Source organism: Modestobacter sp. Leaf380 (assembly GCF_001424485.1).
GTDB lineage: Bacteria > Actinomycetota > Actinomycetes > Mycobacteriales > Geodermatophilaceae > Klenkia.
In genome coordinates this window covers 103,963-125,482 of sequence record NZ_LMQC01000006.1, presented here as the reverse complement: position 1 = coordinate 125,482, position 21,520 = coordinate 103,963, and the positions used below count along the sequence as shown (strand labels likewise).

Below are 21,520 nucleotides of genomic sequence, written 5' to 3'. Positions count from 1 at the left end.
AGAGGCCTCGCCCTTGCGGGCCACGGCGATCACGTCGCGCCGGAACTCCGGCGGGAACGGCTTGGGCACGCTTCTGATCCTTCCAGCGAGACCCGAGGTCTCACAGGCAAGGAGTCAACCGAACCCGGGGCAGTCCCGTACCGCAGCAGGTGATGCTGGAGCGCGTCGGTCACACCAAGTTCGCCACCAACCAGCGCTATCAGCACGTCCACGCTGGCATCCACCGGGCGGCGGCCAAATCCATCGCAGCCCAGTACAGGAAGCACCGGCGCCCAGGCCCCGACCGGCTCGACTCGGCCACGGGGTAGCCCGCCCTGTGCGCGTGCGACGACGGGAACCGTCAGTACCCTCCTGGGATCGTGACGGTTCCCGTTGTCGCCTTCGATGAGTCCGGAAACTCGCGAGGCAACCTCTTAGACCCCGACCAGCCCATAGCGGTCGTGGCCTCTGTGCTCCTCACAGAGGAGGAAGCCCAGGACTGCCTGGCCAGACTTCGCGCGGTGACCAAGCAAGATCCGACGACGGAGATCAAGTTCTCCGGGCTGAAATCCCCCAGAAGCCGCGAAGGGGTCGAAGCGCTCCTGCGCTCGGACGTCCTCACGCCTGAGACCGTGCGTGCGGCCTTGGCCTACAAGCCATTCACTGCGGTCTGCAAACTCGTCGACCTGACGGTAGAGCCAATGCTGCACGAGGGAGGCGTGGACCTCTACAAGAATGGCGCTGCCCTGGCAACCTCCAACTTGCTCTACACGACCGCGCCGGACCACAGCGATCGCGGCAAGTGGGCCAATGTGCTCGACGCCTTCAACCGGGCGTGCGCGCGACCGCAGGCCGCCGAGTTCCAGGCCTTCGAGCAAGCGGTGGACGCCTGGGGTGCAACCGCAGGAAGCATGGGCTACTGGGCGACGATGCTGCCGCTCGCGGCTAGGTACCTCCCCGACGCGCTGCTTGCACAGGACGGCAACCCGCTCAATGATCCCCTCGACCCCGCGCTCCCCCTTTTCGTCGAGTTAGCCCGATCCTGGGGTGACTCCCTCGAACAGGACTTCGCCGTGCTGCATGATCACTCCGAGGTTATGGAGCGATGGATGGAGGTCCTCTACCGCCTGGATGAGTTCCCCGATCCGGTCAGGCCAGGGCAGAATCTGGCTCGGCTCCGCATCGCTCCGGGCCAACTGGTGGCCGATGCGGACTCCAAGGAGCACGCACGTCTCCAAGTAGCCGATGTGGTCGTCGGAGCCGTACGCGCTTGGGCAGTAGCCGAAGCCACCGGAAGGCCGCTCCAGGATGCCTCTGCGCGGTTCCGAGATCTCACGCACCCGTGGGTCGTGAGGCTGGTCGCTGCGTCTCTCGACGGCTACCCATGGGTCACGGCATAGCGTCGACGTCTCGTTGTGCCTGCGGACCGTGTTTCCCTACCTCCGGCCCGGGCGGGCTCGCCCGAGCACAGTGGCCATGGGCCTGCTGTCGGCTCGTACACGAGCATCGCGCAGCCCTTCGGCGGCGGCCGGGCACCGGCCCCCCGCACGAGCCCTCAGAGGGCGCTGGCTGTCAGCACGAGGGGCTCGCACCGACCGGGGAGAAGCCTTAGGTCACATGCCCCGGAACGCCGGGGACGCTGGCCAGTGCCCGCTCACGATCGTGAACGATCTCGTCTGCGAGTTCCTTCAGCGTGGACATGAGCCACAGGTCCGACGGACTGCCCTCGTTGTAGTTCGTCTCCCCCATCCCCATGATGCGGCCCTGGGCCGAGAGCGTCTTCACGCCTTCGTAGTTGCTGTGCTCGCCAAGGGTGTAGACGCCGAAGGTCTTCCCGCCCATCTTGCCGACGAGGGAGAACACTGGGACATCGCTGGGCCCGTCCGCGACGTAGATCATGTTCTTGAACGGCACGCGACGCTCCTCGGGGGCCAGGACCCCGTTCACGTCGATCTCCGGGTCGTGGTTGACCCCCTTGTTGATCTCGAAGATCGCCCGGGTCTTAGTCGTGTTGTCGATCGTGTACCCGACCTGGGACACCACGCCGGTACGAGCATCATCTGACGGTGGGTGGGTGAGGTAGCCGGGCGGCGGGGGGTCGGGGATTAACTCGGAGCCCCACACTCCCTCAACGACGTCGGCGAACGGGGTCCCGTAGATCATCTGCCGAAGCCCCGTGGACAGGATGTAGTGCTCGACCTTGATCCCGTGGTGGGCGTAAGGATCGCGAGCCACCAAGGCTCGAGTCCGGGTCATGAAGTCCGGCATGCCGGGCGCCAGTTCGATCTGGGCGCCGAAATCGCGGAGGCGCTCGTTGCTCAGATCGGGGAACTTTCCCGCTGCCACGTAGGACAGGATGTGGCCCAGATAGGCCGTGTCCTTGGAGACCATCAGCCCCTGATCGCCGTAGTGATCGACGAGGCCGTTGACCTCCTTCCAGAAAAGGCTGGCATCGACGCCGTAAGTCTCGAAGAGGGGATTCTGCATGTACCCCGGGATGAGGGTCCGGTCAAAGTCCCAGATGAACGCGATGGTCGTCTGGATGTAGAGGGGTGGGGGCATCGCTAGGGGGTCTCTCCCGACGTGAAGCGCACCTGGCTGTCGCGCAGCCAGCAGCCCTGCAGGACAAGGGCCAACCCCCGGAGCGTCGTGTGGGCCTCTCCTAGGCGGTCCAACGGCGTGAGGGCCGATACTTCCCAGCCCGACTCCAACCAGCGGCTCAAGTCATGGCGCACCGCAGCGAAAGGGGCCTGCTCGTCCAGCACCAGTTCGACCCGACGTAGCGCGGGCACGAGAACCGCGTGCAGCGTGCCAGCGTCATGTGCGAGGTCTGCGGGATCCTCGTCCTCCGCCGACCACTGATCCCCCGTGAGCCGCAGCCGCTGAACGCTCTCACCGAGTCGCTGCCAAGCGGCCGCGCACGCCTCCGCGATCCTGTCGGCGCTCAACTCCACAGCGGGCTCGCGAACAACCGAGGTCATGACTGGCACGCTATCCACCCCCAGAGACATCGCCCGGCAGACTCACGGCGTCGGTGAGGGATCACGTCGAAGCCGCCGATGGACTTCCGTCTGTTGCCGCCGTCATCCACCGATCAACTACCCCGCTGACCGGCCCCGACGCACATTACTGATCCGACGACCGAGCAGGAAGACGGCCATCTCGATGGCATCTGCGCGTACAGCGCCGCTCCCTGGCCCATCCGGCTCCGCCGCCGCGTGGTGGGCGTAGTCCAACCACCGCTCGTAGGACGAGACCGGCCAGGGACCGGTCTCGTCGAGGTTCCAGCCCTCCAGGTAGTTGAGCCCGATGGCCACGAACTGGTCCAGGATCAGGGCGCGCCCCACGTCTCCGGTGGCCCCATCAGCATCGGCGAAGTAGAGGAACTTGGTGAAGAAGGACGGGCCAAGGTGGCGGAGCCAGTTGTCCTGATGTCGGAGCAGCGTGGAGTACCCGGCGCCTGGGCCGTCGTTACGCATCCCCTGCACCGCCCCAGCCAGCCGGTTCGTGACGTCGTTGGCCGTGGTCCTCGCGTCGGTGAACACCTGGGCGCGGCGTCCAACCCGGAAGCCGAGATCACCGGTGCCCCATACGTATCCGCCGAGCAGCAGTGCGCCGTATGGGCGGGGACCGGTCTCGGGCGCGCGCAAGAGGTCACCGCGAGTGACGTGCCGCCAATCCGGGCTACGGCGCTGCTTGCGGGCGGCAGGGAGCGTGGTCAGGAAGTCCGCCCAAGACCGGTCCTGTGGCCGGTGCTGCCACCAGGCCGGTCGAAAGTCGAAGCCGTGGTCGAGAACCTCGGCGTCCGTGGGGATCCAGCCGACCCGCTCGCGGAAAGGCACGCTCACGGAGCGTGATTATGCGCGCTCAATGGAGCCAAGGCAGACGTGCGGGTCGACTGGGCTTTGGGCGGTGGCCCTGGTTAGCGCATCTACCCGCGCTGGGGAGGGTGACGGAAGGCGCTAGCGAACCGACATCCGGGCTCAGAGGTTCTCCTGGCTCAAGGTGCCTTTGGCCAGTACCGGTTGTTCTCCTGGAGAGACCTGAGCGAGGCCCGGGCACGGTCAGTGGCGCTCTGGGTGGGGCTCCTGAAGCCATAGTTCACCAGTTCGCGGATGGTCGTGTCGGGGAGGTTCTTCATCGGGACGAGCCGCGCCTCTTCGAGGACCCAACTGTCGTCGGTCTCTACCGAGCCATCCAGATTCTCGAACGTCTTGCGGACGATCAAATCTTCGAGATCACGGCCCTCCCACTCGCTGGCCGGGCTCACTATCGAGGTCGAGTAGTACTTGTCTGCCTGAGGCTTCACGCCCGCGCACCGTGCGGCCATCGCCACGGGGGCGCCGAAGACCGATGCGCTGTACCGAAGCGGCGTGCCCACGTACCCGACAATGCAGGGACCGGACGCGATCCCGATGTGGGGCCTGTAGGCCAGGAAGTCGTTCTCGCTCATCGCGTGGGCGGCCTTGATCGCGTCCGCGAACGGGTCGCTTGAGCCGAACTCGGTCGAGAAGACAACCATCAGTTCGTCGCCGATGTACTTGTCTACGATCCCGGGCCTGCCACGGAGCGCTTCGGCCGTCACCCAGGCGAAGAAGTTGTTCACGAAGATCAGCGTCTCCGTGGGCGTGAGGTCCACGGTCCGGCCTGAGAAGCCTGCGATGTCGGCGAAGAGAACGGTCGCCTCGATCTCCCTGCCCTTGACGGGGAACGTTGCACCCCAACCGTCATCAAGTTGGGCATCCACGTGCGCGTTCGTGGCCGTCAGGAAGTCCTCAAGCGAGTGAAAGGGGTAGTCAACCGCCACTTCGCCAACCTATCTGCCGACGGCTCCCCGGCCACGTGTTCTCGGCCACTGTCTGCCAAGGACCGCTCGTTGCGCGGGTCGATCAGACGGCTGCCTAGCCGTCCAGACGGTGTCCGGCGTCAGCGCATCCGTCAGCGCAACCCTCGATCCGCCGAGTCGGCACCGACATACATCCCACGAAGTCGCAGGTCAGAGCGGAGGGCGTGGGATTCGAACCCACGATGGGTGTTACCCCATAGCGGTTTTCAAGACCGCCGCCATCGGCCACTAGGCGAGCCCTCCCGGCGCCGACGACCCTATCCCGCGGCCGCGGCCGGCCCGGGGGCCCGTGATCGTCGCCGGGTCGGCGCTGACGCGTCAGCCGCTGGTCACCGTCCGGCGATGTGGGGACGGTGTCGTGGTGCCATGCGCGTCGCCCTGGTGTCCGAGACCTTCACCCCCGCGGTCAACGGCGTGGTCACCTCGGTGCTGCGCGCCGCGGACCACCTGGCCCTGCGCGGCCACGAACCCGTGGTCATCGCGCCGTCGGGCGCCTCCTACGAGTCCCGCTGCGGGGCTCGGGTGCCGGTGCACGCCGTCCGGGCGGTGCGGCTGCCCCGGTACCGGGAGCTGCCCCTGGCCGCGCCCACCTCCGAGGTGGGCGACCTGCTCGACGAGGTCCGCCCGGACGTCGTCCACCTGGCCTCGCCGGCGGTGCTCGGCTCGGCCGCGGCGCGGGCCGCCCAGCAGCGCGGCATCCCGGCCGTCGCGGTGTTCCAGACTGACCTGGCCGCCTACGCCAGCCGCTACCGAGTGCCCGGCGGCTCGACGACGACGTGGCGGTGGCTGCGCTCGGTGCACGACCGGGCGGCGCTGACACTGGCGCCCTCCTCGGCCACGCTGGCCCTGCTGCGGGCGCACGGCATCGGGCCGCTGGCGTTGTGGGCGCGCGGGGTGGACCTGGAGCAGTTCGCACCGCGCCAGCGATCGGCGCAGCTGCGCGCCGACCTGGCCCCGCGCGGCGAGCTGCTGGTCGGCACGGTGGCACGGCTGGCGGTGGAGAAGCGGCTGCACCTGCTCGGACCGCTGTCGCAGCTGCCGGGCGTCCGGCTGGTCGTCGTCGGCGACGGGCCGCAGCGCCGGGCACTGCAGCGCGCCCTCCCCCGGGCGGTGTTCGCCGGCCGGGTCACCGGCTCCGACCTCGGCGCCCTGGTCAGCTCACTGGACCTGCTGGTGCACCCCGGCGCCGACGAGACGTTCTGCCAGGCCGTGCAGGAGGCGCTCGCCGCCGGCGTCCCGGCGCTGGTCGCGGCCTCGGGCGGCCCGCTGGACCTGGTTCGCCACGGCGAGAACGGCTGGCTGTGGGCCGGCGACGACCCGCACGTGCTCGCCGCCCAGGTGGAGGGCCTGCGCGACGACCGGCTCACCCTCCGCGCTGCCGCCGCCCGCACCCGCACCTCCGTCGCGCACCGCACGTGGGGCCGACTCGGTGACGAGCTCATCGGCCACTACGAGCGGGTCCTGGGCGTCTCCGACGTCCGCACGCTGTCCGCCTGAGACCGCAGGTCGACACCGTCGACACGCCGTCCCCGAGCGTGGCGCCGTTGCCGTTCTGCCCTCTCGACGCGCGCCCCGGACGCCGAACGGCCCCGCCTCCCGGGTGGGAGACGGGGCCGTCGGCCCTACGGGTGGGTCAGTTGCTGCGGCGACGGGCGCCGACCAGCAGCCCCGCACCGGCCAGCAGGGCGAGCGCCCCACCGGTCAGCGGGACGGCCGTGTCGAAGCCGGTGTTCGCCAGCTGGGGCCCGGAGACGACCGCGACGCCGCCGGAGACGGTCACCGTGATGACCAGGTTGCGGGTGGATCCATCGGCCGCGACACCGGTCGCGACCAGGCTGTGCGTCCCGTTCGTCAGCGAGGTGGGCACGGTCACCGTGGCGCTGAAGGTCCCGTCGGAGGCGACCAGGACCGAGCCCAGGTCGACCGGCGTGGAGAAGACCGTCAGCTTGACGGTCGACCCGGCGAGGAAGCCGTCGCCGGTGAGAACCAGGCTCTGGCCAGCCCCGACGGCGGTGATCGGGCCGGCCGGGCCCTTGATGTCACCGTCGTCCTTGGTCGGCACCGCGCTGGGGGTCGTCAGCGCGGGCACGACCGGCGACAGGACGAACGCAGCCTGGCCGGTGCCGTTCGCGTCGCTGCCCCGGACACCCACGGAGTACTCGGTGCCCGCGGGGACGGCCAGGGTGCAGGCCCGCTCGGTGCCGGTGGCCTCGCAGAGGACCAGACCCTGCGAGCTCTGGGGGTCGGCGCCGGGCAGGGCCGAGACGATCCACCCGGTGGAACCGGCGGGAGCGTCCCAGGTCACGCGCAGCGAACCCGGGCCGGCGGTGGCGACGACGTTCGTCGGTGCGGCGAGGGCCGCGACCGGCGTGCCGGTCTCGGCGTTGCTCTCGGGGCCGTAGCCCGTGGCGTTGACCGCCCGCACCTTGACGCTGTAGCTCGTGCCGTTCACCAGGCCGTTGACCGTGGCGAACGTCCGGCCGTTGCGGACGGTCGTCCCGGCAAGGGCGACCCAGTCGTTGTTGTTGAGGCTGACCTGGTAGCCCGTCGAGACGTCGGCCCCAGTGTTCTGGTCGACGAAGTTCAGCTCGAGCGCCGAGTCACGCGCGGCGATCGGGTTCAGGTACAGCGCACTCGGGAGAGCGGCCTCGACCGGGCTCTCCGTCTCCTCGTCAGCAGCCGTCGGCTCCGACGCGGGGCTGGTCACCGTGGTGTCGGGCTCGGCCGAGGCCACACCGGAGACGCCGAGCACGGCGGTGGACATCGCGATCGTGCTGGCGGCCAGCAGGCCGAGCGCACGACGGGACGGAGATGTGAAGCGCATGTGTGCGGGGCTCCCCCGTGAGGACCCGGGGACCCCGGGCTCGTGCCGCCGGGACCCGGTGGCGGAGGAACCAGACCATGCGGCTCGTCACCGGCCGCTCACGCGACGCACAGGTGGGATGTCGCGTTATGCGATCGTTACCTGCCTAGGGAATCGGCGATCCACGGTCATGTTCTGCCCACAGGCTGCCGACGAGAGGCCGTCATCAGGCGCCGTGACTCCGCACTCCTCGGCGCAACGTGCCCAGTTCTCAGCTGGGATCGAGCGGAACGGCCGGTTCACCCCGTCCCGGCCGAAGGAGGACACGAGGACGGCCCCGCCCCCGGATGGGGACGGGGCCGTCGGGCCTACGGGTGGGTCAGCTGCGGCGGCGCGCACCGACGAGCAGGCCGGCACCGACCAGCAACGCCGCCACACCCCCGGCCAACGGGACGGCGGTGTCGGCGCCGGTGGCGGCCAGAGCGGGGGCCCCGGCGACACCGTCGCCGGAGGCAGCCACGGTCACCGTGGTGACCAGGTAGCGGGTGGTCCCGTCGGGGTTGATGCCCGTGGCCACCAGGGTGTGGGTGCCCGCCGTGAGACCCGCCGGCAGCGTCACCCGCACGGAGAACCTGCCGTCGGCGTCAGTGACGGTGGTCCCCAGACTGACCGGAGCGGAGAAGAGGGTCAGCTGCACGGTCGAGAGCGGCGCGAACCCGAGCCCCTGCAGGGTCAGCTCCTGCCCGGCCTGCACCGCGGTGATCGGGCCCGCCGGGCCCGTGATGTCGCCGTCGTCCTTCGTCGGCACGGTCGCCGGCACGACGGGAGGTGACTGCACGGTGGCCGGGAGGCTCGACTGGAACCCGGCATCCAGGGCGAACACCGTGATGCTCACGTCAGCACCTGCGGGGAGCGGGAACGTGCACGTGGTGACCCCGACGGGCAGACGGCACGCCTCGTCCCCCATCTCCCGACCGCCGTACCCGACGCTGTAGCCATCCAGGGCGTAGGTCCCCGCAGTGGTCGGCGCGGAGAACGACACCGTCGCCGTCGTGTCCGTGCGGGTCACCGTCAGCCCCTGCGGCGCCCCGATGGGCAGGTACGGGGTGGCGGTCCGCGTCGTCGTCGGTGCGCTGGACCCGATGTAGGAGACGGTCCGCACCGCGAACGTGTGCGGCGTGCCGTTGGTCAGCCCGCCGACCGTGCCGGCGACCTCGCGGATCGTCGGGTCGACGGACGTGACGGGGAGCGACCGGAAGCTCCCGCCGTCGACCGACACCATGAAGGAGAGGTCGTCGTCGAGGGGCTCGTCCGGGTCGTCCACCGGCACGGAGAACCGCAGCTGCACCGAACCGTCCGCGCCACGGGCCGAGACGGACTCCGGCGCCTTCGGGCAGGCCACGCCCACCGCCAGGGACACGCCGGGTCCACCGGCGAACTGGGTCCCGGCCGTCGAGCCGTCCACGGCGTTGTCGGCCTCGATGGAGACGGCGTTCGGGCTGAGGGAGTTGGCGGCCCTGGGCGTCGAGGTCCCGGACCCGCCGGCGGCGGTGATGCTGAACCCGTTGCCACCGGTGACGGTGGACTGCTGCCCGTCCACCCCGGGCGGGATCGCCGCGTCGCCACCGACGAGGGTGAAGGACTGGCCGACGCTCGCCCGCACCGTGGTGGCGACCAGTCCGGCGGCGCCGCCCTGGGACCCGGCGACGGCGCCCGAGCCGCCCGCGACGGCGAACCGCACCGCGCAGACGCCCGCGGGCACGGCGAAGGAGACGGTGGACGCGGCCGCGGTCGTCTCCGCGAGCACCTGGTCACCGTCGCTCCCGTCCACGACGGGGGTGGGGACGGGGGCCGGAGCGGCGGACGCGACACCGATCGACCCGAGCAGGGCGCCGGACACCCCGATCGTGCCGGCGGCGAGGAGGCCGAGCACGCGGCGGGACGAGGACGAGACGGGCATGGGCGGGCTCCCCCGGTCGGCCCGGGACGCCGGGCGCGCGCTGCCGTGCGACAGCTGCGAGACCAGACCACGCAGGTGGGGCGGTGAGGCACCCTCGCCGCGGGCCTGGTGCAGGACGTCACCAGATCGTTATGAGACCGATTGGATCTGGATTGATGCCGCTGCCCAGGCCCGCCGGCGCACGGGCGTGAGGGCTCAGAGTGGACGGACCCTGCCCAGCACGTGGTCGGTCCCGGCCGCCTGCGCCCGCACCGCCAGGTCCCACCCGCCCTCTCGCGCACCCGTCGACAACGCGACGGTCGAGGGCAGGAAGAGCGGCTTGCGGAACGCCACGTCGACGGAGAACGCCTCCGGCAGCCGCCCGCTCAGCGCGGCCAGGGCTCGGGCCTTGACCCACATGCCGTGCGCGATGGCCCGCTTGAACCCGAAGGCCTTGGCGGTCAGGCCGGACAGGTGGATGGGGTTCACGTCACCGGAGACCTTGGCGTAGCGCCGGCCGGCGTCGTCGGGCACTCGCCAGACGGCCGCCTCCGACACGTCGCCGATGGTCAGCTCGGGGACGTCGGCCGGCGCACCGGGTGCCGTCGCGCCACGGGCCAGGTACGTCGAGCGCCCACGCCACACCTCGTCGCCCCGGGACCGGACCGAGGCGACCAGGTCGACCGTCGCACCCGACCGGTGCGGGGCGAACGCGTCCGCCCACACCTCCAGGTCCAGCCGCTCCCCCACCCCGACCGGCCGGACGACGTCCACCCGGTTGCGCACGTGGACCAGCCCGGGCAGCGCCAGCGGGAACGCCCGGTCGGCCATCAGGGCGACCTGCAGCGGGAAGGTCAGCACGTGCGGGAACGTCGGGGGGAGCGTGTCGGCCAATGGGAACCGGCACACCTGCGCGTAGTCCGCGACCTGCCCGGGGTCCACCTCGACGGCGACCCGGGCCAGGTGGGTGTCGGGCAGCGACCCACCGCGCCCGCGCGCGGTCACCGCCGCCTGGGCGAAGAGCTTGGCCATCGACGGCGCCGAGGACAGCACCACGGGGGTGCCCATCAGGCGCCCAGCATGCTCTGGCCGCAGACCCGCACGGTCTGGCCGTTGACCCCGCCGGACCCCGGCTGGGACAGCCAGGCGATCGTCTCGGCGACGTCGACCGGCAGCCCACCCTGCTGCATCGAGTTGATCCTCGAGCCGACCTCGCGGGTGCCGAAGGGCATCTTCGCGGTCATCTCGGTGACGATGAAGCCCGGTGCGACGGCGTTGATCGCGCCCCCGCGGGAGGCGAACCCGGGCGCGAAAGCCCGCACCATGCCGATGATCCCGGCCTTGGACGCCGCGTAGTTGGTCTGCCCGCGGTTGCCCGCGATGCCGCTGGTCGAGCTGACGCAGACGAACCGGAAGCCGTCCCGGAGCACGCCGTCGGCGTCCAGCAGGGCCTGGGTGAGGTCCAGCTGGGCCTGCAGGTTCACCGCGATCACCGAGTTCCAGCGCGCGGTGTCCATGTTGACCAGCAGCTTGTCCCGGGTGATGCCGGCGTTGTGCACCACCACGTCCACCCCGCCGTGCCGCTCCCGCAGGTGCTCCACCAGCCGGGCGGCCGCGTCGGGCGCGGTGATGTCCAGCTGCAGCGCCGTCCCGCCGATCTCGTTGGCGACCCCGGCCAGCGCCTGCCCGGCAGCGGGCACGTCGACGGCGACCACGTGGGCGCCGTCCCGGGCGATGGTGCGGGCGATCGCCGCGCCGATCCCACGCGCGGCCCCGGTGACGACGGCGACCTTGCCGGCGAGCGGCCGGTCGACGTCCTCACCGGCGGGCAGGTCGGCCGGGGACACCGTGACGACCTGGCCGTCGACGTAGGCCGACCGGCCGGACAGGAAGAACCGGACCGGGCTGGCGATCGAGGCCTCGGCACCGAACGGGACGTACACCAGGTTGGCGGTGGCGCCGGCCCGCAGTTCCTTGCCGATCGACCGGACCAGCCCGTCGAGGGCCTGCCGAGCGGCCGACTGCGCCGGGGACGTCGTCTCGCTCGGCGGGTCACCCAGCACGAGCACCCGGCCGTTGGGCCGCAGCCGCTTGACCGCCGGGGCGAGGAAGTCGTGCGCGGACGCCAGGTCGGCCGGCGTGGTCAGCCCGGTCGCGTCCAGCAGGACGGCGGACAGCTTCTCGGTGTCCGCGGCCGGGGACAGCACCGTCACCCCGGCCTCGGTCAGCAGCGAGGTCAGCTCCTCGCGCAGCCGGCCCTCCCCGGCGGACCCGATGACGGCGGGACCCGGCAGCAGCGGGTCGCCGGGGGCGTACCGGCGCAGCACCGCGGGGCGGGGCAGGCCGAACTGCTTGGTGATGGTCGTGCCGACGCCGGAGTTGGCGAAGTCGCGGTACCAGTCGCTCACGGGGGTGCTCCTTCTCTCTCTCAGGACTCGAGGATCGCGACGACGCCCTGGCCGCCGGCGGCGCAGATGGAGATCAGGCCCCGCTTGCCCGGGCCCATCTCGTGCAGGGCCTTGGCCAACGAGGCGACGATCCGTCCGCCGGTGGCGGCGAAGGGGTGCCCTGCGGCCAGGGACGAGCCGTGGACGTTGAGCTTGCTCCGGTCGATCGGACCCAGCGGGGCGTCCAGGCCCAGCTTCTCCGCGCAGAACGCCGGGTCCTCCCAGGCCTTCATCGTCGACAACACGGTGGAGGCGAACGCCTCGTGGATCTCGTACAGGTCGAAGTCCTGCAGCGTCAGGCCGTTGCGGGCCAGCATCACCGGCATCGCGTAGGCCGGGGCCATCAGCAGGCCCTCCCCGCCGTGCACGTAGTCCACGGCGGCGGTCTGCGCGTCGACCAGGTGTGCGAGGACCGGCAGGCCCCGCTCGGCGGCCCACTCGTCGCTGGACAGCAGCACCGCGGAGGCGCCGTCGGTGAGCGGGGTGGAGTTGGCCGCCGTCATGGTGGCGCCCTCGCCCTTGCCGAAGACCGGCTCCAGCGTCGCCAGCTTCTCCAGCGAGGAGTCCGGGCGCAGGTTCTGGTCCCGGGTCAGGCCCAGGTAGGGGGTGACCAGGTCGTCGAAGAAGCCCCGGTCGTAGGCGGCGGCCAGGTGCTGGTGGGAGGCGACGGTCAGCTCGTCCTGGGCCTCCCGGGTGATGCCCCACTCCTTGGCCGTGATGGCCGCGTGCTCGCCCATCGACAGCCCGGTGCGCGGCTCCACGTTGCGTGGGACGTCGGGCACCAGCTGACCGGGCCGCAGCCCGGACAGCGCCTTGAGCCGCTGCGGGAGGGTCTTCGCGTTGTTCAGCGCGATGAGGGCGTGCCGCAGGTCCTCGTTGACGGCCAGCGGCGCGTCCGAGGTGGTGTCCACCCCACCGGCGATGCCGGACTCGACCTGGCCCAGGGCGATCTTGTTCGCCACCAGGACGGCGGCCTCCAGCCCGGTGCCGCAGGCCTGCTGCACGTCGTAGGCCGGCGTGGCGGCCGACAGCCGCGACCCCAGCACGGACTCACGGGTCAGGTTGAAGTCGCGCGAGTGCTTGAGGACGGCGCCAGCGACGACCTCGCCGACGGCCTGGTCCTGCAGGCCGAAGCGCGCCACCAGCCCGTCGAGGGTCGCGGTGAGCATGTCCTGGTTGGACGCGCGGGCGTACTTCGAGTTGGAGCGGGCGAACGGGATGCGGTTCCCGCCGACGATCGCGGCCTGGCGAGTCACAGGGGCCTCCGGGAGAGTGGGTGCCGTTGTCGGTACCGAAAGTACCAGGTACCGTTGTTCACATGAAAGCCGAGACGATCGCGGCGCCGGCAGTGACGCCGCCACGCGACCGCCGGGACTCCCGGTGGGACGAGCACCGCCGCGCCCGGCGCGAGCAGCTCGTGCAGGCCACCGTGGCCGCCGTCACCGAGCACGGCTCCGGCGTCGGCATGGACGAGATCGCCCAGGCCGCGGGCACCAGCAAGACCGTCGTCTACCGGCACTTCGCCGACCGTGGCGAGCTGCACCTCGCGGTCTGCGCCCAGGTCGCCGAGCAGCTGCTGGGGGCCCTGCGCGAGGCGATGACCGGCATCGAGCGGCCGCGTCAGCTCGTGGCCGCCGCCGTCGACACCTACCTCGCCTTCATCGAGGCCGACCCGGAGCTCTACCGCTTCGTCGTGCACTCCCCCACCGACCGCGCCGCCGACGCCGACCCGATCGCCGGGCTCTCCGAGCTCGTCGGGGACCAGGCCGCCGGGCTCGTCGCGCTCGCCCTGGAACAGGCCGGCCGGGACACCGCCGCCGCCGAGCCCTGGGGCCACGGGCTCGTCGGCCTGGTCCGCGCCGCTGCCGACCGCTGGCTGCGCTCCCCGGACCCCATGCCGCGCGCCGAGCTCACCGCCCACCTCACCGACCTCGCCTGGGCAGGACTGTCCGGCGTCGTCACGACCGTCCCGCAGGCCCAGCAGCACCCCACGGAGGAGAACCGATGACCAGCACCCCGCTCCCCACCACGGTCGACCCGGCCCGCCTCACCGAGGTGCTGGACGGCCGCTGGGCCCAGGTCCGCCGGGACGCCCGCGAGCAGCTGGGCGAGGCCAAGTACGCCCCGGTCTACGGCGAGACCAACGCCGAGGCCCGCGAGCGGATCACCGCCCTGACCAAGGACCTCGCCGCCACCGGCCGCACCAGCCTGGGCTTCCCCCGCGCGTTCGGCGGCCAGGAGGACTCCGGCGCCTCGGTCACCTCGATCGAGATGCTCGCCTTCGGCGACCTGTCGCTGATGGTCAAGGCCGGGGTACAGTGGGGCCTGTTCGGCGGAGCGGTGCACCTGCTGGGCACCGAGCGCCAGCACGCCGCCTACCTGCCCGACATCATCTCCGGGGAGCTCATGGGCTGCTTCGCGATGACCGAGACCGGGCACGGCTCCGACGTCCAGCAGCTGCGCACCACGTGCACCTACGACCCGGCCACCGAGACCTTCGACCTGCACACCCCGCACGAGTCCGCCCGCAAGGACTACATCGGCAACGCCGCGGCGGACGGCCGGATGGCCGTCGTGTTCGCCCAGCTGGTCAGCGGCGGGCAGCGGCACGGCGTGCACGCCTGGCTGGTGCCCATCCGCGACGAGGCCGGCGCCCCGCTGCCCGGCGTCACCATCGGGGACGACGGCGCCAAGGCCGGCCTCAACGGCGTGGACAACGGCCGGCTGTCCTTCGACCACGTGAGCGTCCCCCGCGACATGCTGCTGGACCGCTACGGCCAGGTCGCCGCCGACGGCACCTACTCCTCCTCCATCGAGAACGAGACCCGACGCTTCTTCACCATGCTCGGCACCCTGGTGCGCGGGCGGGTGAGCGTCGGCGGGTCCGCGGGCTCGGCGACCAAGCTCGCGCTGGAGATCGCCGTCCGCTACGGCGACGTCCGCCGCCAGTTCGCCGCCCCCGGCGAGGACCGCGAGATCGTGGTCAACGACTACCTGGTGCACCAGCGCAAGCTGCTGCCGGCACTGGCGAAGACCTACGCGCTGCACTTCGCCCAGGAGGAGCTGGTCTCCACCATGCACGACGTGCAGGGCGCGGAGGACGTCGACGAGGGGGCCCAGCGGGAGCTCGAGTCCCGCGCCGCCGGGCTCAAGGCGGCCAACACCTGGCACGCCACGTCCACCATCCAGATGGCCCGTGAGGCGTGCGGTGGCGCGGGCTACCTCGCGGAGAACCGGCTGCCGGCGCTCAAGGCCGACACCGACGTCTTCACCACGTTCGAGGGCGACAACACCGTCCTGCTCCAGCTGGTCGCCAAGGGCCTGCTCACCGGGTACCGGGACGCCTTCGGCTCCCTGGACGGCTGGGGCAAGGCGCAGTTCGTCGCCGACCAGGTCCGGGAGACCGTGCTGGAGCGCACCGCCGCCCGGTCGCTCATCGCCCGGCTGGTGGACGCCGTCCCCGGGCGGGACGAGGACGTCTCGCTGCTGGACCGCGGCTGGCAGCTGCGGACCTTCGAGGACCGCGAGAAGCACACCCTGGACGGCGCGATCAAGCGGCTGCGCAAGGGTGCTGCGACCAAGGGGATCAAGCCCTTCGACATCTTCAACGACGTCCAGGACCACGTCCTGCGGACGGCGTCCACGCACATCGACCGGATCGTGCTGGAGGGCTTCGTCGCCGGCATCGAGCGGACGACGGACCCGGCGGCCAGGGCGCTGCTGTCCAAGGTCTGCGACCTGTACGCCCTGAGCACCATCGAGGCCGACAAGGGCTGGTTCCTGGAGCACGGCCGGCTCACCCCGACCCGGTCCAAGGCCGTCACCGGCGCGGTCAACCAGCTGCTCAAGGAGCTGCGCCCGCACATGCGCACGCTGGTCGACGCCTTCGCCATCCCGGAGGCGTGGGTCAAGTCCTCCATCGTCGAGCGCGAGGGCGAGCGCCAGGACGTCATGGCCGCCGAGGACGCGCGGGTGCGTGCCGCCGCGCCGGCCGGCGAGTCCGCCGTCGACACCCCGGACGCGACGGCGATCGACCTGGAGATGGCCCCCGCCCAGTAGCCCGCCTCGGCAAGACCCGCCTCGGCAAGACCCGCTTCGGCAGAGGAAGCTCTACACCCCCTCCTGGCCCGAATGAGGGGTGTACAGCTTCCTCTGCCGCGGCGGGGCGGGAGGATGGGCCACCGTGAGCACCACGGCAGCCCTCCTCCAGGTCACCGCGGACGTCGCGGCCGACGAGGCGCTGCGGGTCCCCGCCGCGGTCGACCTCACCGCGATCGTGATCGGCGCCCTCACCGGCGGCCTGCTGGCCGCCCGTGAGGGCTTCGCCGTGTCCGGGGTGCTGCTGCTCGCGGTCTCCGGTGGGCTCGGTGGCGGGCTGATCCGGGACGTGCTGCTCGGCGTCCCGGTGGTGGCGCTGACCAACCCGGCCTACCTGCCCACCGTGGCGATCACCGCGATGGTGACGTTCTTCTTCTCCGGCTGGCTGTCCCGGGCGACCGGGCTGCTGGTCGGTCTGGACGCGCTCACGCTGGGCTTCTTCACCGTCATCGGTGCGCAGAAGGCCCAGCTGGCCGGGCTGCCCAGCGCGAGCGTCGTGTTCATCGGCGTGGTGACGGCGGTCGGCGGCGCGGTCATCCGGGACGTCCTGCTGGCCCAGCGGGCCGACATCGTGCAGCCCGGGCCGTACAACGCGGTCGCCGCCCTGCTCGGCGCGAGCGCGCTCACGGTGCTCGCCGGTCCGCTGGACCTGCCGCCGCTGCCGGTGGCGGCCCTGGTCATCGTGCTGGTCGCGGGACTCCGGGTGCTGTCGGTCTGGCGGGGGTGGGCCGCGCCCGTGGCGATCGACCTGCCGCTGCGGGCCCGGAGCCGGTTGTCCCGGGTGCGGCGTCCCCGACCGGCGACGGACGCCACGGCCGAACGGGCCCGGCGGCGGCGCCGGCTGGGGCGGCGCTGACCAGCACCACCTGTCGTGGGGACGTCACCGGGAGTCACCCCTGCGGGGGATGAGCCGCCGAGCCCGGTCGGCCGATGATCTCCGTGCGGACCACTCGGGTCCGTGTCGAGAGGACTCCTCATGCAGCGGGGATCGCACCGGTGGCCGATGGCCCCCCCTCGTGCTGCCGTCGTGGCGGTCGTGCTGGTGCTGGTCGGCTGCCAGATCGCGGCTCTGTGGAGCCCCGCGGAGTCCTTCGACCGCTTCACCTCCAACCTCGCACAGCTCGGCTCCGGGCTGGTCGCGACCGGTCTCACCGCGTGGCGGACCACCCGGCACGCCGGGCGGACCCGCTGGTCCTGGGCGCTGCTCAGCGCCGGGACCGGCTGCTGGACGCTGGGCCAGGCGTACTGGTCCTGGGTCGAGGTCGTGCAGGGCGGCGAGGCCCCCTTCCCGTCGGTGGCCGACGTCGGCTTCGTGGCCTTCCCGCTGCTTGCCACCGCGTCCCTGCTGCTGCACCCCACCGACGACGGCCGCACCGGCCGCTGGCAGCGCACCCTCGACGCCCTGATGACCTCGACCGCGGTCGGCCTGGTCAGCTGGGAGACCGCCCTGGGCGCCGTCGTCAGCTACGACATCACCGAGGACACGCTCACCTCCGCCCTCCTCGTCACCTACCCGGTGCTCGACGTCCTGGTCATCACGCTGACCGTGCTCACCCTGGCCCGCACGACCACCGGCCGGACCCCGCTGGTGCTGGTCGGGCTGGGCCTGACCTCCTTCAGCGTCGCCGACAGCGGCTTCGCCTACGTGGCCGCCACCGGCGCCTACGTGGGCAGCTCCATCGACCTGGGCTGGATCGCCGGCTTCCTGCTCATCGGGCTGGCCGCGCTGACCCGCCGCGACCCCGTCGCCGGCACGGCCGTGGAGGGCGCCGCCCGCCAGCGCCCGGCCGGCGTCCCGAGCACCCGGTCGGCCTTCCTCCCCTACGTGCCCGTCGCGGTCGCGCTCGTCGTCACCGCGGGGCTGGCCGTCTCCGGCCGGGTCCTGGGCGGCGGGGAGCTGCTCACCGCCGCCATCGTCGTCGGCCTGCTGCTGGCCCGGCAGTACCTGGCCCTGCGCGACAACACCCGCCTCGCCGCCGAACTGGCCACCCGCGAGGCCGAGCTGCGCCACCAGGCCTTCCACGACGGCCTGACCGGGCTGGCGAACCGGGCGCTGTTCCTGGACCGCCTGGAGCACGCCCTGCAGCTGCACGCCCGCGACCTGCGGCCGGTCTCGGTCGTCTTCCTCGACCTCGACGACTTCAAGGTCATCAACGACACCCTGGGCCACGCCGCCGGCGACGAGCTGCTGGTCCGGGTCGCCGACCGGCTCACCGGCGCGGTCCGCACCGGGGACACCGTGGCCCGCCTGGGCGGCGACGAGTTCGCCGTCCTGCTCGAGGACGGCGGTGACCCGCTGCAGATCGGTGCCAAGATCGCCGGCGGGCTGCGGACGCCGTTCACGGTGCGCGGCAACACCCTGGACGTGCACGCCAGCGTCGGCATCTGCGCCCTGGACGCCGACGACGCCCCGGTCGCCGCCGACGAGCTGCTGGCCCGCTCGGACACCGCCATGTACTCGGCCAAGCGCTCGGGCAAGGACCGGATCGTGGCCTACAGCGTGGGCATGAGCCTGGCCGAGCTGCAGGACCAGGAGCTGCGCCAGGCACTGCGCACGGCCATCGACGACAAGCGGGTGCGGCTGGCCTACCAGCCCATCGTGGAGCTGGAGACCGGGCGGGTGCTGGGCCTGGAGGCGCTGGCCCGCTGGCGGCACGAGGACACCGACGTCCCCCCGGACGTGTTCATCCCGCTGGCCGAGCGCACCGGGCTGATGCCCGCGCTGACCGCCGACCTGCTCGCCGAGGCCTGCCGCAAGCTGGCCGAGTGGACCACCGGGCGCCACGAGCCGCTCACCGTGCACGTCAACGTCGCTCCCAGCCAGGTCATCGCGCCCGGCTTCGTGGCCATCGTCGGCGAGCTGGTCAGCCGCTACCGGCTGCTGCCCGGTCAGCTGGTCCTGGAGATCACCGAGTCCGGCATCTTCGCCGACCTGGACGCCGCCAAGCGCACCGTCACCCAGCTGCGCCACCTGGGCGTCGGGGTCTCCCTGGACGACTTCGGGGTCGGCTACTCCTCGCTGGCCCAGCTGAACTCGATGCCGCTGGACTCGGTGAAGATCGACCGGTCCTTCCTGGCCGCCATCGACACCGACGCCCGGCAGGCCACGTTCCTGCGCGCCGTGCTGCGACTGGCCGAGGACATCGGCCTGCAGGTCGTCGCCGAGGGCGTGGAGCGGCCCAGCCAGGTCCGCCAGCTGCGGGCACTGGGCTGCGAGTTCGCCCAGGGGTACCTGCTCGGCCGCCCGATGGACGGCGACGACGTCCCCGAGCTGCTCGAGCGCCGCGCCGTCGCCGTCGGCTGACCCCCTCGCCGCCGTCGGCTGACCCCCTCGCAGGGGTCAGGCCGGGCCGGGGCCCGGTCAAGGCCGTGCCCGGGGACGTCGATCACCGTGGGGTGACCGACCTGTTCGAGCCGACCCGCCGAGCCAACTGCCGCCCGCTGCTGGCCGACCCCGACGACCTCACCGTCGTCTGGGCGCCGGTCGTGGCGCTGACCACCGGCACGGTGGCCGGCTGGCGCGCCGAGGCGCGCTTCCCCGGCACCGCCACCCCCGACGTCTGGTTCGCCGCCGCCGCGGACGCCGGCCTCGCCGCCCCGCTGCAGGCGCTGCTGCTGCAGACCGCGCTGGCCCGGCGTCCCGACTCCGGCCTGGTGCACGTGGCCGTGGACCCGTGGCTGCTGGGCGCGCCCGCGGTGCACGAGGCGCTGCAGGTGCCGCTCACCGACGTGGTCGTGGAGCTCACCGACTCCCCCGTGGACGACGAGGCCACCCTGCTGCAGCGCTGCGCCCGACTGGCCGCGCGAGGGGCCCGGATCGCCGTCCCGGCGGCACTGCTGCTGCGGGTGCCCCAGCTCGCGGCCGACGTCGTCGTCCTGCCGCAGGGGCTGACCGCCGGCGTCGCCGGCGACCCGCGCCGCACGGCGGTGGTCGCCGGGCTGCTGGCCTACGCCGAGCGGACCGGCGCCACCGTGCTGGCCGACGGCGTGGAGACCACCGCGGAGCTGTCCGGGCTCAGCCGGTTGGGCGTGCCGCTGGCCCGCGGCTGGCAGCTGGGTCGCCCGTCCACCGGGTTCGGCCCGGCCGCACCCGAGGTGCTGCGGATGCTGCGCGGCCGGGCCGTCGAGCAGCGCCGGGACACCACCGTCGCCGCCCTGCTGCGGCCGGTGCGCACCTGGACGCCCGGACGGGACGACCGCCAGCTCACCCCGCCGGTCGTCCAGCTGGAGCCCACCGGCGAACCGGCCGGGCTGACCCTGGTCGACGCCCGCACCGGCGACTGGTTCGACGTCCCCGCCACGCTCACCCTGCCCGCGCACACCGAGGTCCGCGAGGCCCTGCACCGGGCACTGGCCCGCCGCCCCGCGCACCGCTTCGACCCGGTGCCCTGCACCGATGCCGCGGGGACCGTCGTCGGCCTGGCGCGCGTCGAGGACCTGGCCGAGGCGGCCACGGCGGTGCCGCTCAGCTGACCGCCGGGCCGGCGACCAGGGCGGCGCCGGCCTCCCGGAGCCGGTCCAGGACCGCCCGCACACCGGACCGCGCGAGGTGGTCGGGACGGGCCAGGACGTCGACGTCGCGGGTCACCGTCAGGCCGTGCAACGGCCGGGTGACCACCCCCGGGTGCAGGTCCTGCTGGGCCAGGTGGCGGGGGACCAGGGCCAGCACGTCTCCGGTGGCCACGACGGCACTGGCCAGCCCGAAGTCGTTGACCCGGTGGACGACGTCCAGCGGGCGGCCGGCGGCGGCGCCGACCGCGCCGAGGACACCGGTGAGCGGGTACCCCTCGTGCACGGCCAGCCAGCGGTGCCGTGCGACGTCCGCGGGGGTCACCTGCGCCCGGCCGGCGAGCGGGTGTCCGTGGGCCATGGCGATGTCCATGGGCTCGGTCAGCAACCGGGTGACGACGAGCCCGGGCCCCGTGGGCCACCGGGGTCCGTGGCGCAGCCGGTGGGCCAACACCAGGTCGTGGTCGGCGACCAGCGCCGGGAAGGCGTCCTGCGCGGTGTCCTCGTCACGGCAGTGCACCGGGGGGTGGCCCGGCTGCCCGGACCACTGCAGCAGCGGCCCGAAGAAGGCCAGTCCGGCGCTGTGGAAGGCACACACCCGGACGGGCGCCGCGGCGTCGGCCAGGTGGTCGGCGACGGCGTGCTCGGCCCGGGCCAGGGCCTCGGCGATGTCGACGGCCGCGGCGGCCAGCGCCCGTCCCGCGGGAGTCAGGACCAGCCGCCGGCCACGCCGCTCGGTCAACGGGACGGCGGCACCCCGCTGCAGCACCTTGAGCTGCTGGGACACCGCCGACGGGCTGACGTGGGCGGCCTCGGCGACGGCGGACAGGCTGCCCCGCTCCCCCAGTTCCCGGAGCAGCTGGAGCTGTCGCACGTCCATGAAGGCGATGCTAAAGCGT

At 72.5% G+C, this 21,520-nt stretch carries 17 protein-coding genes and 1 tRNA gene; 7 read left to right on the top strand and 11 right to left on the bottom strand.

The annotated features are described in order from the left end of the window. The first annotated feature begins 359 nt into the window (after positions 1-359). Positions 360-1,379 carry a DUF3800 domain-containing protein gene (locus ASG41_RS06420; protein ID WP_056291449.1) on the top strand — a complete coding sequence of 340 codons (1,020 nt, stop codon included), beginning with the start codon at positions 360-362 and terminating at the stop codon, positions 1,377-1,379. Positions 1,380-1,587: 208 nt separating this feature from the next. Here ASG41_RS06420 and ASG41_RS06415 read toward each other — a convergent pair whose 3' ends face one another. From ASG41_RS06415 to ASG41_RS06395, 5 genes are all read right to left on the bottom strand, one after another. Then, positions 1,588-2,541, bottom strand: a complete 954-nt coding sequence (locus ASG41_RS06415) for an HAD family hydrolase (protein WP_056291447.1) — start codon at positions 2,539-2,541, stop codon at positions 1,588-1,590. Between the two features lie 2 nt (positions 2,542-2,543). Further along, positions 2,544-2,960, bottom strand: a complete 417-nt coding sequence (locus ASG41_RS06410; RefSeq protein WP_157519099.1) for a hypothetical protein — start codon at positions 2,958-2,960, stop codon at positions 2,544-2,546. Between the two features lie 117 nt (positions 2,961-3,077). Then, entirely contained in the window at positions 3,078-3,827 is a 750-nt protein-coding gene (locus ASG41_RS06405) for a hypothetical protein (RefSeq protein ID WP_056291442.1), read from the bottom strand. Between the two features lie 152 nt (positions 3,828-3,979). Next, positions 3,980-4,786, bottom strand: coding sequence for an adenylate/guanylate cyclase domain-containing protein (locus ASG41_RS06400; RefSeq protein ID WP_056291440.1), 807 nt, complete (start codon positions 4,784-4,786; stop codon positions 3,980-3,982). Between the two features lie 195 nt (positions 4,787-4,981). After that, a tRNA-Ser gene (locus ASG41_RS06395) sits at positions 4,982-5,068 on the bottom strand. A gap of 123 nt (positions 5,069-5,191) precedes the next feature. Here ASG41_RS06395 and ASG41_RS06390 point away from each other — a divergent pair. Next, positions 5,192-6,322: a glycosyltransferase family 1 protein gene (locus ASG41_RS06390; protein ID WP_056291438.1), complete on the top strand. Its 1,131-nt coding sequence runs from the start codon at positions 5,192-5,194 to the stop codon at positions 6,320-6,322. Between the two features lie 136 nt (positions 6,323-6,458). Here ASG41_RS06390 and ASG41_RS06385 read toward each other — a convergent pair whose 3' ends face one another. The 5 genes from ASG41_RS06385 to ASG41_RS06365 form a co-directional block, all read right to left on the bottom strand. After that, a complete protein-coding gene (locus tag ASG41_RS06385) occupies positions 6,459-7,649 on the bottom strand; it encodes a fibronectin type III domain-containing protein (protein ID WP_056291435.1) in 1,191 nt (396 codons plus the stop codon). 358 nt (positions 7,650-8,007) lie between these two features. Further along, positions 8,008-9,588: a hypothetical protein gene (locus ASG41_RS06380; protein ID WP_056291433.1), complete on the bottom strand. Its 1,581-nt coding sequence runs from the start codon at positions 9,586-9,588 to the stop codon at positions 8,008-8,010. Positions 9,589-9,783: 195 nt separating this feature from the next. Next, positions 9,784-10,635, bottom strand: a complete 852-nt coding sequence (locus tag ASG41_RS06375) for a MaoC/PaaZ C-terminal domain-containing protein (protein WP_056291431.1) — start codon at positions 10,633-10,635, stop codon at positions 9,784-9,786. Next, the gene (locus tag ASG41_RS06370) at positions 10,635-11,975 is read right to left on the bottom strand and encodes a 3-oxoacyl-ACP reductase (RefSeq protein ID WP_056291429.1); all 1,341 of its coding nucleotides are present in this window, start codon (positions 11,973-11,975) and stop codon (positions 10,635-10,637) included. Before ASG41_RS06370 ends, ASG41_RS06375 begins: the two co-directional genes overlap by 1 nt. 20 nt (positions 11,976-11,995) lie before the next feature. Beyond that, positions 11,996-13,270, bottom strand: coding sequence for an acetyl-CoA C-acetyltransferase (locus ASG41_RS06365; protein WP_056291428.1), 1,275 nt, complete (start codon positions 13,268-13,270; stop codon positions 11,996-11,998). 62 nt (positions 13,271-13,332) lie between these two features. Here ASG41_RS06365 and ASG41_RS06360 point away from each other — a divergent pair, with 62 nt between their 5' ends. The 5 genes from ASG41_RS06360 to ASG41_RS06340 all read left to right on the top strand — a co-directional run bounded on the left by ASG41_RS06360 (position 13,333) and on the right by ASG41_RS06340 (position 20,585). Next, positions 13,333-14,022, top strand: a complete 690-nt coding sequence (locus tag ASG41_RS06360) for a TetR family transcriptional regulator (protein ID WP_056291426.1) — start codon at positions 13,333-13,335, stop codon at positions 14,020-14,022. Next, complete coding sequence (locus ASG41_RS06355; protein WP_056291423.1) at positions 14,019-16,073, top strand: acyl-CoA dehydrogenase; 2,055 nt, start codon at positions 14,019-14,021, stop codon at positions 16,071-16,073. Before ASG41_RS06360 ends, ASG41_RS06355 begins: the two co-directional genes overlap by 4 nt. Before the next feature lie 124 nt (positions 16,074-16,197). After that, positions 16,198-16,968: a trimeric intracellular cation channel family protein gene (locus ASG41_RS06350; protein WP_056291421.1), complete on the top strand. Its 771-nt coding sequence runs from the start codon at positions 16,198-16,200 to the stop codon at positions 16,966-16,968. Between the two features lie 147 nt (positions 16,969-17,115). Beyond that, the gene (locus ASG41_RS06345) at positions 17,116-19,416 is read left to right on the top strand and encodes a bifunctional diguanylate cyclase/phosphodiesterase (RefSeq protein WP_056291419.1); all 2,301 of its coding nucleotides are present in this window, start codon (positions 17,116-17,118) and stop codon (positions 19,414-19,416) included. 92 nt (positions 19,417-19,508) lie between these two features. Next, positions 19,509-20,585: an EAL domain-containing protein gene (locus ASG41_RS06340; RefSeq protein WP_056291418.1), complete on the top strand. Its 1,077-nt coding sequence runs from the start codon at positions 19,509-19,511 to the stop codon at positions 20,583-20,585. Here ASG41_RS06340 and ASG41_RS06335 read toward each other — a convergent pair. Beyond that, a complete protein-coding gene (locus tag ASG41_RS06335; protein WP_056291479.1) occupies positions 20,578-21,501 on the bottom strand; it encodes a LysR family transcriptional regulator in 924 nt (307 codons plus the stop codon). The two genes, ASG41_RS06340 and ASG41_RS06335, sit on opposite strands and share 8 nt — an antisense overlap. Positions 21,502-21,520 lie beyond the last annotated feature (19 nt).

Excerpts from the sequence above, each read along its gene's own strand:
- ASG41_RS06390 (WP_056291438.1), top strand. The coding sequence starts at position 5,192 with ATGCGCGTCGCCCTGGTGTCCGAGACCTTCACCCCCGCGGTCAACGGC.
- ASG41_RS06415 (WP_056291447.1), bottom strand. The coding sequence starts at position 2,541 with ATGCCCCCACCCCTCTACATCCAGACGACCATCGCGTTCATCTGGGAC.
- ASG41_RS06385 (WP_056291435.1), bottom strand. The coding sequence starts at position 7,649 with ATGCGCTTCACATCTCCGTCCCGTCGTGCGCTCGGCCTGCTGGCCGCC.
- ASG41_RS06360 (WP_056291426.1), top strand. The coding sequence starts at position 13,333 with ATGAAAGCCGAGACGATCGCGGCGCCGGCAGTGACGCCGCCACGCGAC.
- ASG41_RS06335 (WP_056291479.1), bottom strand. The coding sequence starts at position 21,501 with ATGGACGTGCGACAGCTCCAGCTGCTCCGGGAACTGGGGGAGCGGGGC.
- ASG41_RS06380 (WP_056291433.1), bottom strand. The coding sequence starts at position 9,588 with ATGCCCGTCTCGTCCTCGTCCCGCCGCGTGCTCGGCCTCCTCGCCGCC.
- ASG41_RS06355 (WP_056291423.1), top strand. The coding sequence starts at position 14,019 with ATGACCAGCACCCCGCTCCCCACCACGGTCGACCCGGCCCGCCTCACC.
- ASG41_RS06375 (WP_056291431.1), bottom strand. The coding sequence starts at position 10,635 with ATGGGCACCCCCGTGGTGCTGTCCTCGGCGCCGTCGATGGCCAAGCTC.
- ASG41_RS06410 (WP_157519099.1), bottom strand. The coding sequence starts at position 2,960 with ATGACCTCGGTTGTTCGCGAGCCCGCTGTGGAGTTGAGCGCCGACAGG.
- ASG41_RS06345 (WP_056291419.1), top strand. The coding sequence starts at position 17,116 with ATGGCCCCCCCTCGTGCTGCCGTCGTGGCGGTCGTGCTGGTGCTGGTC.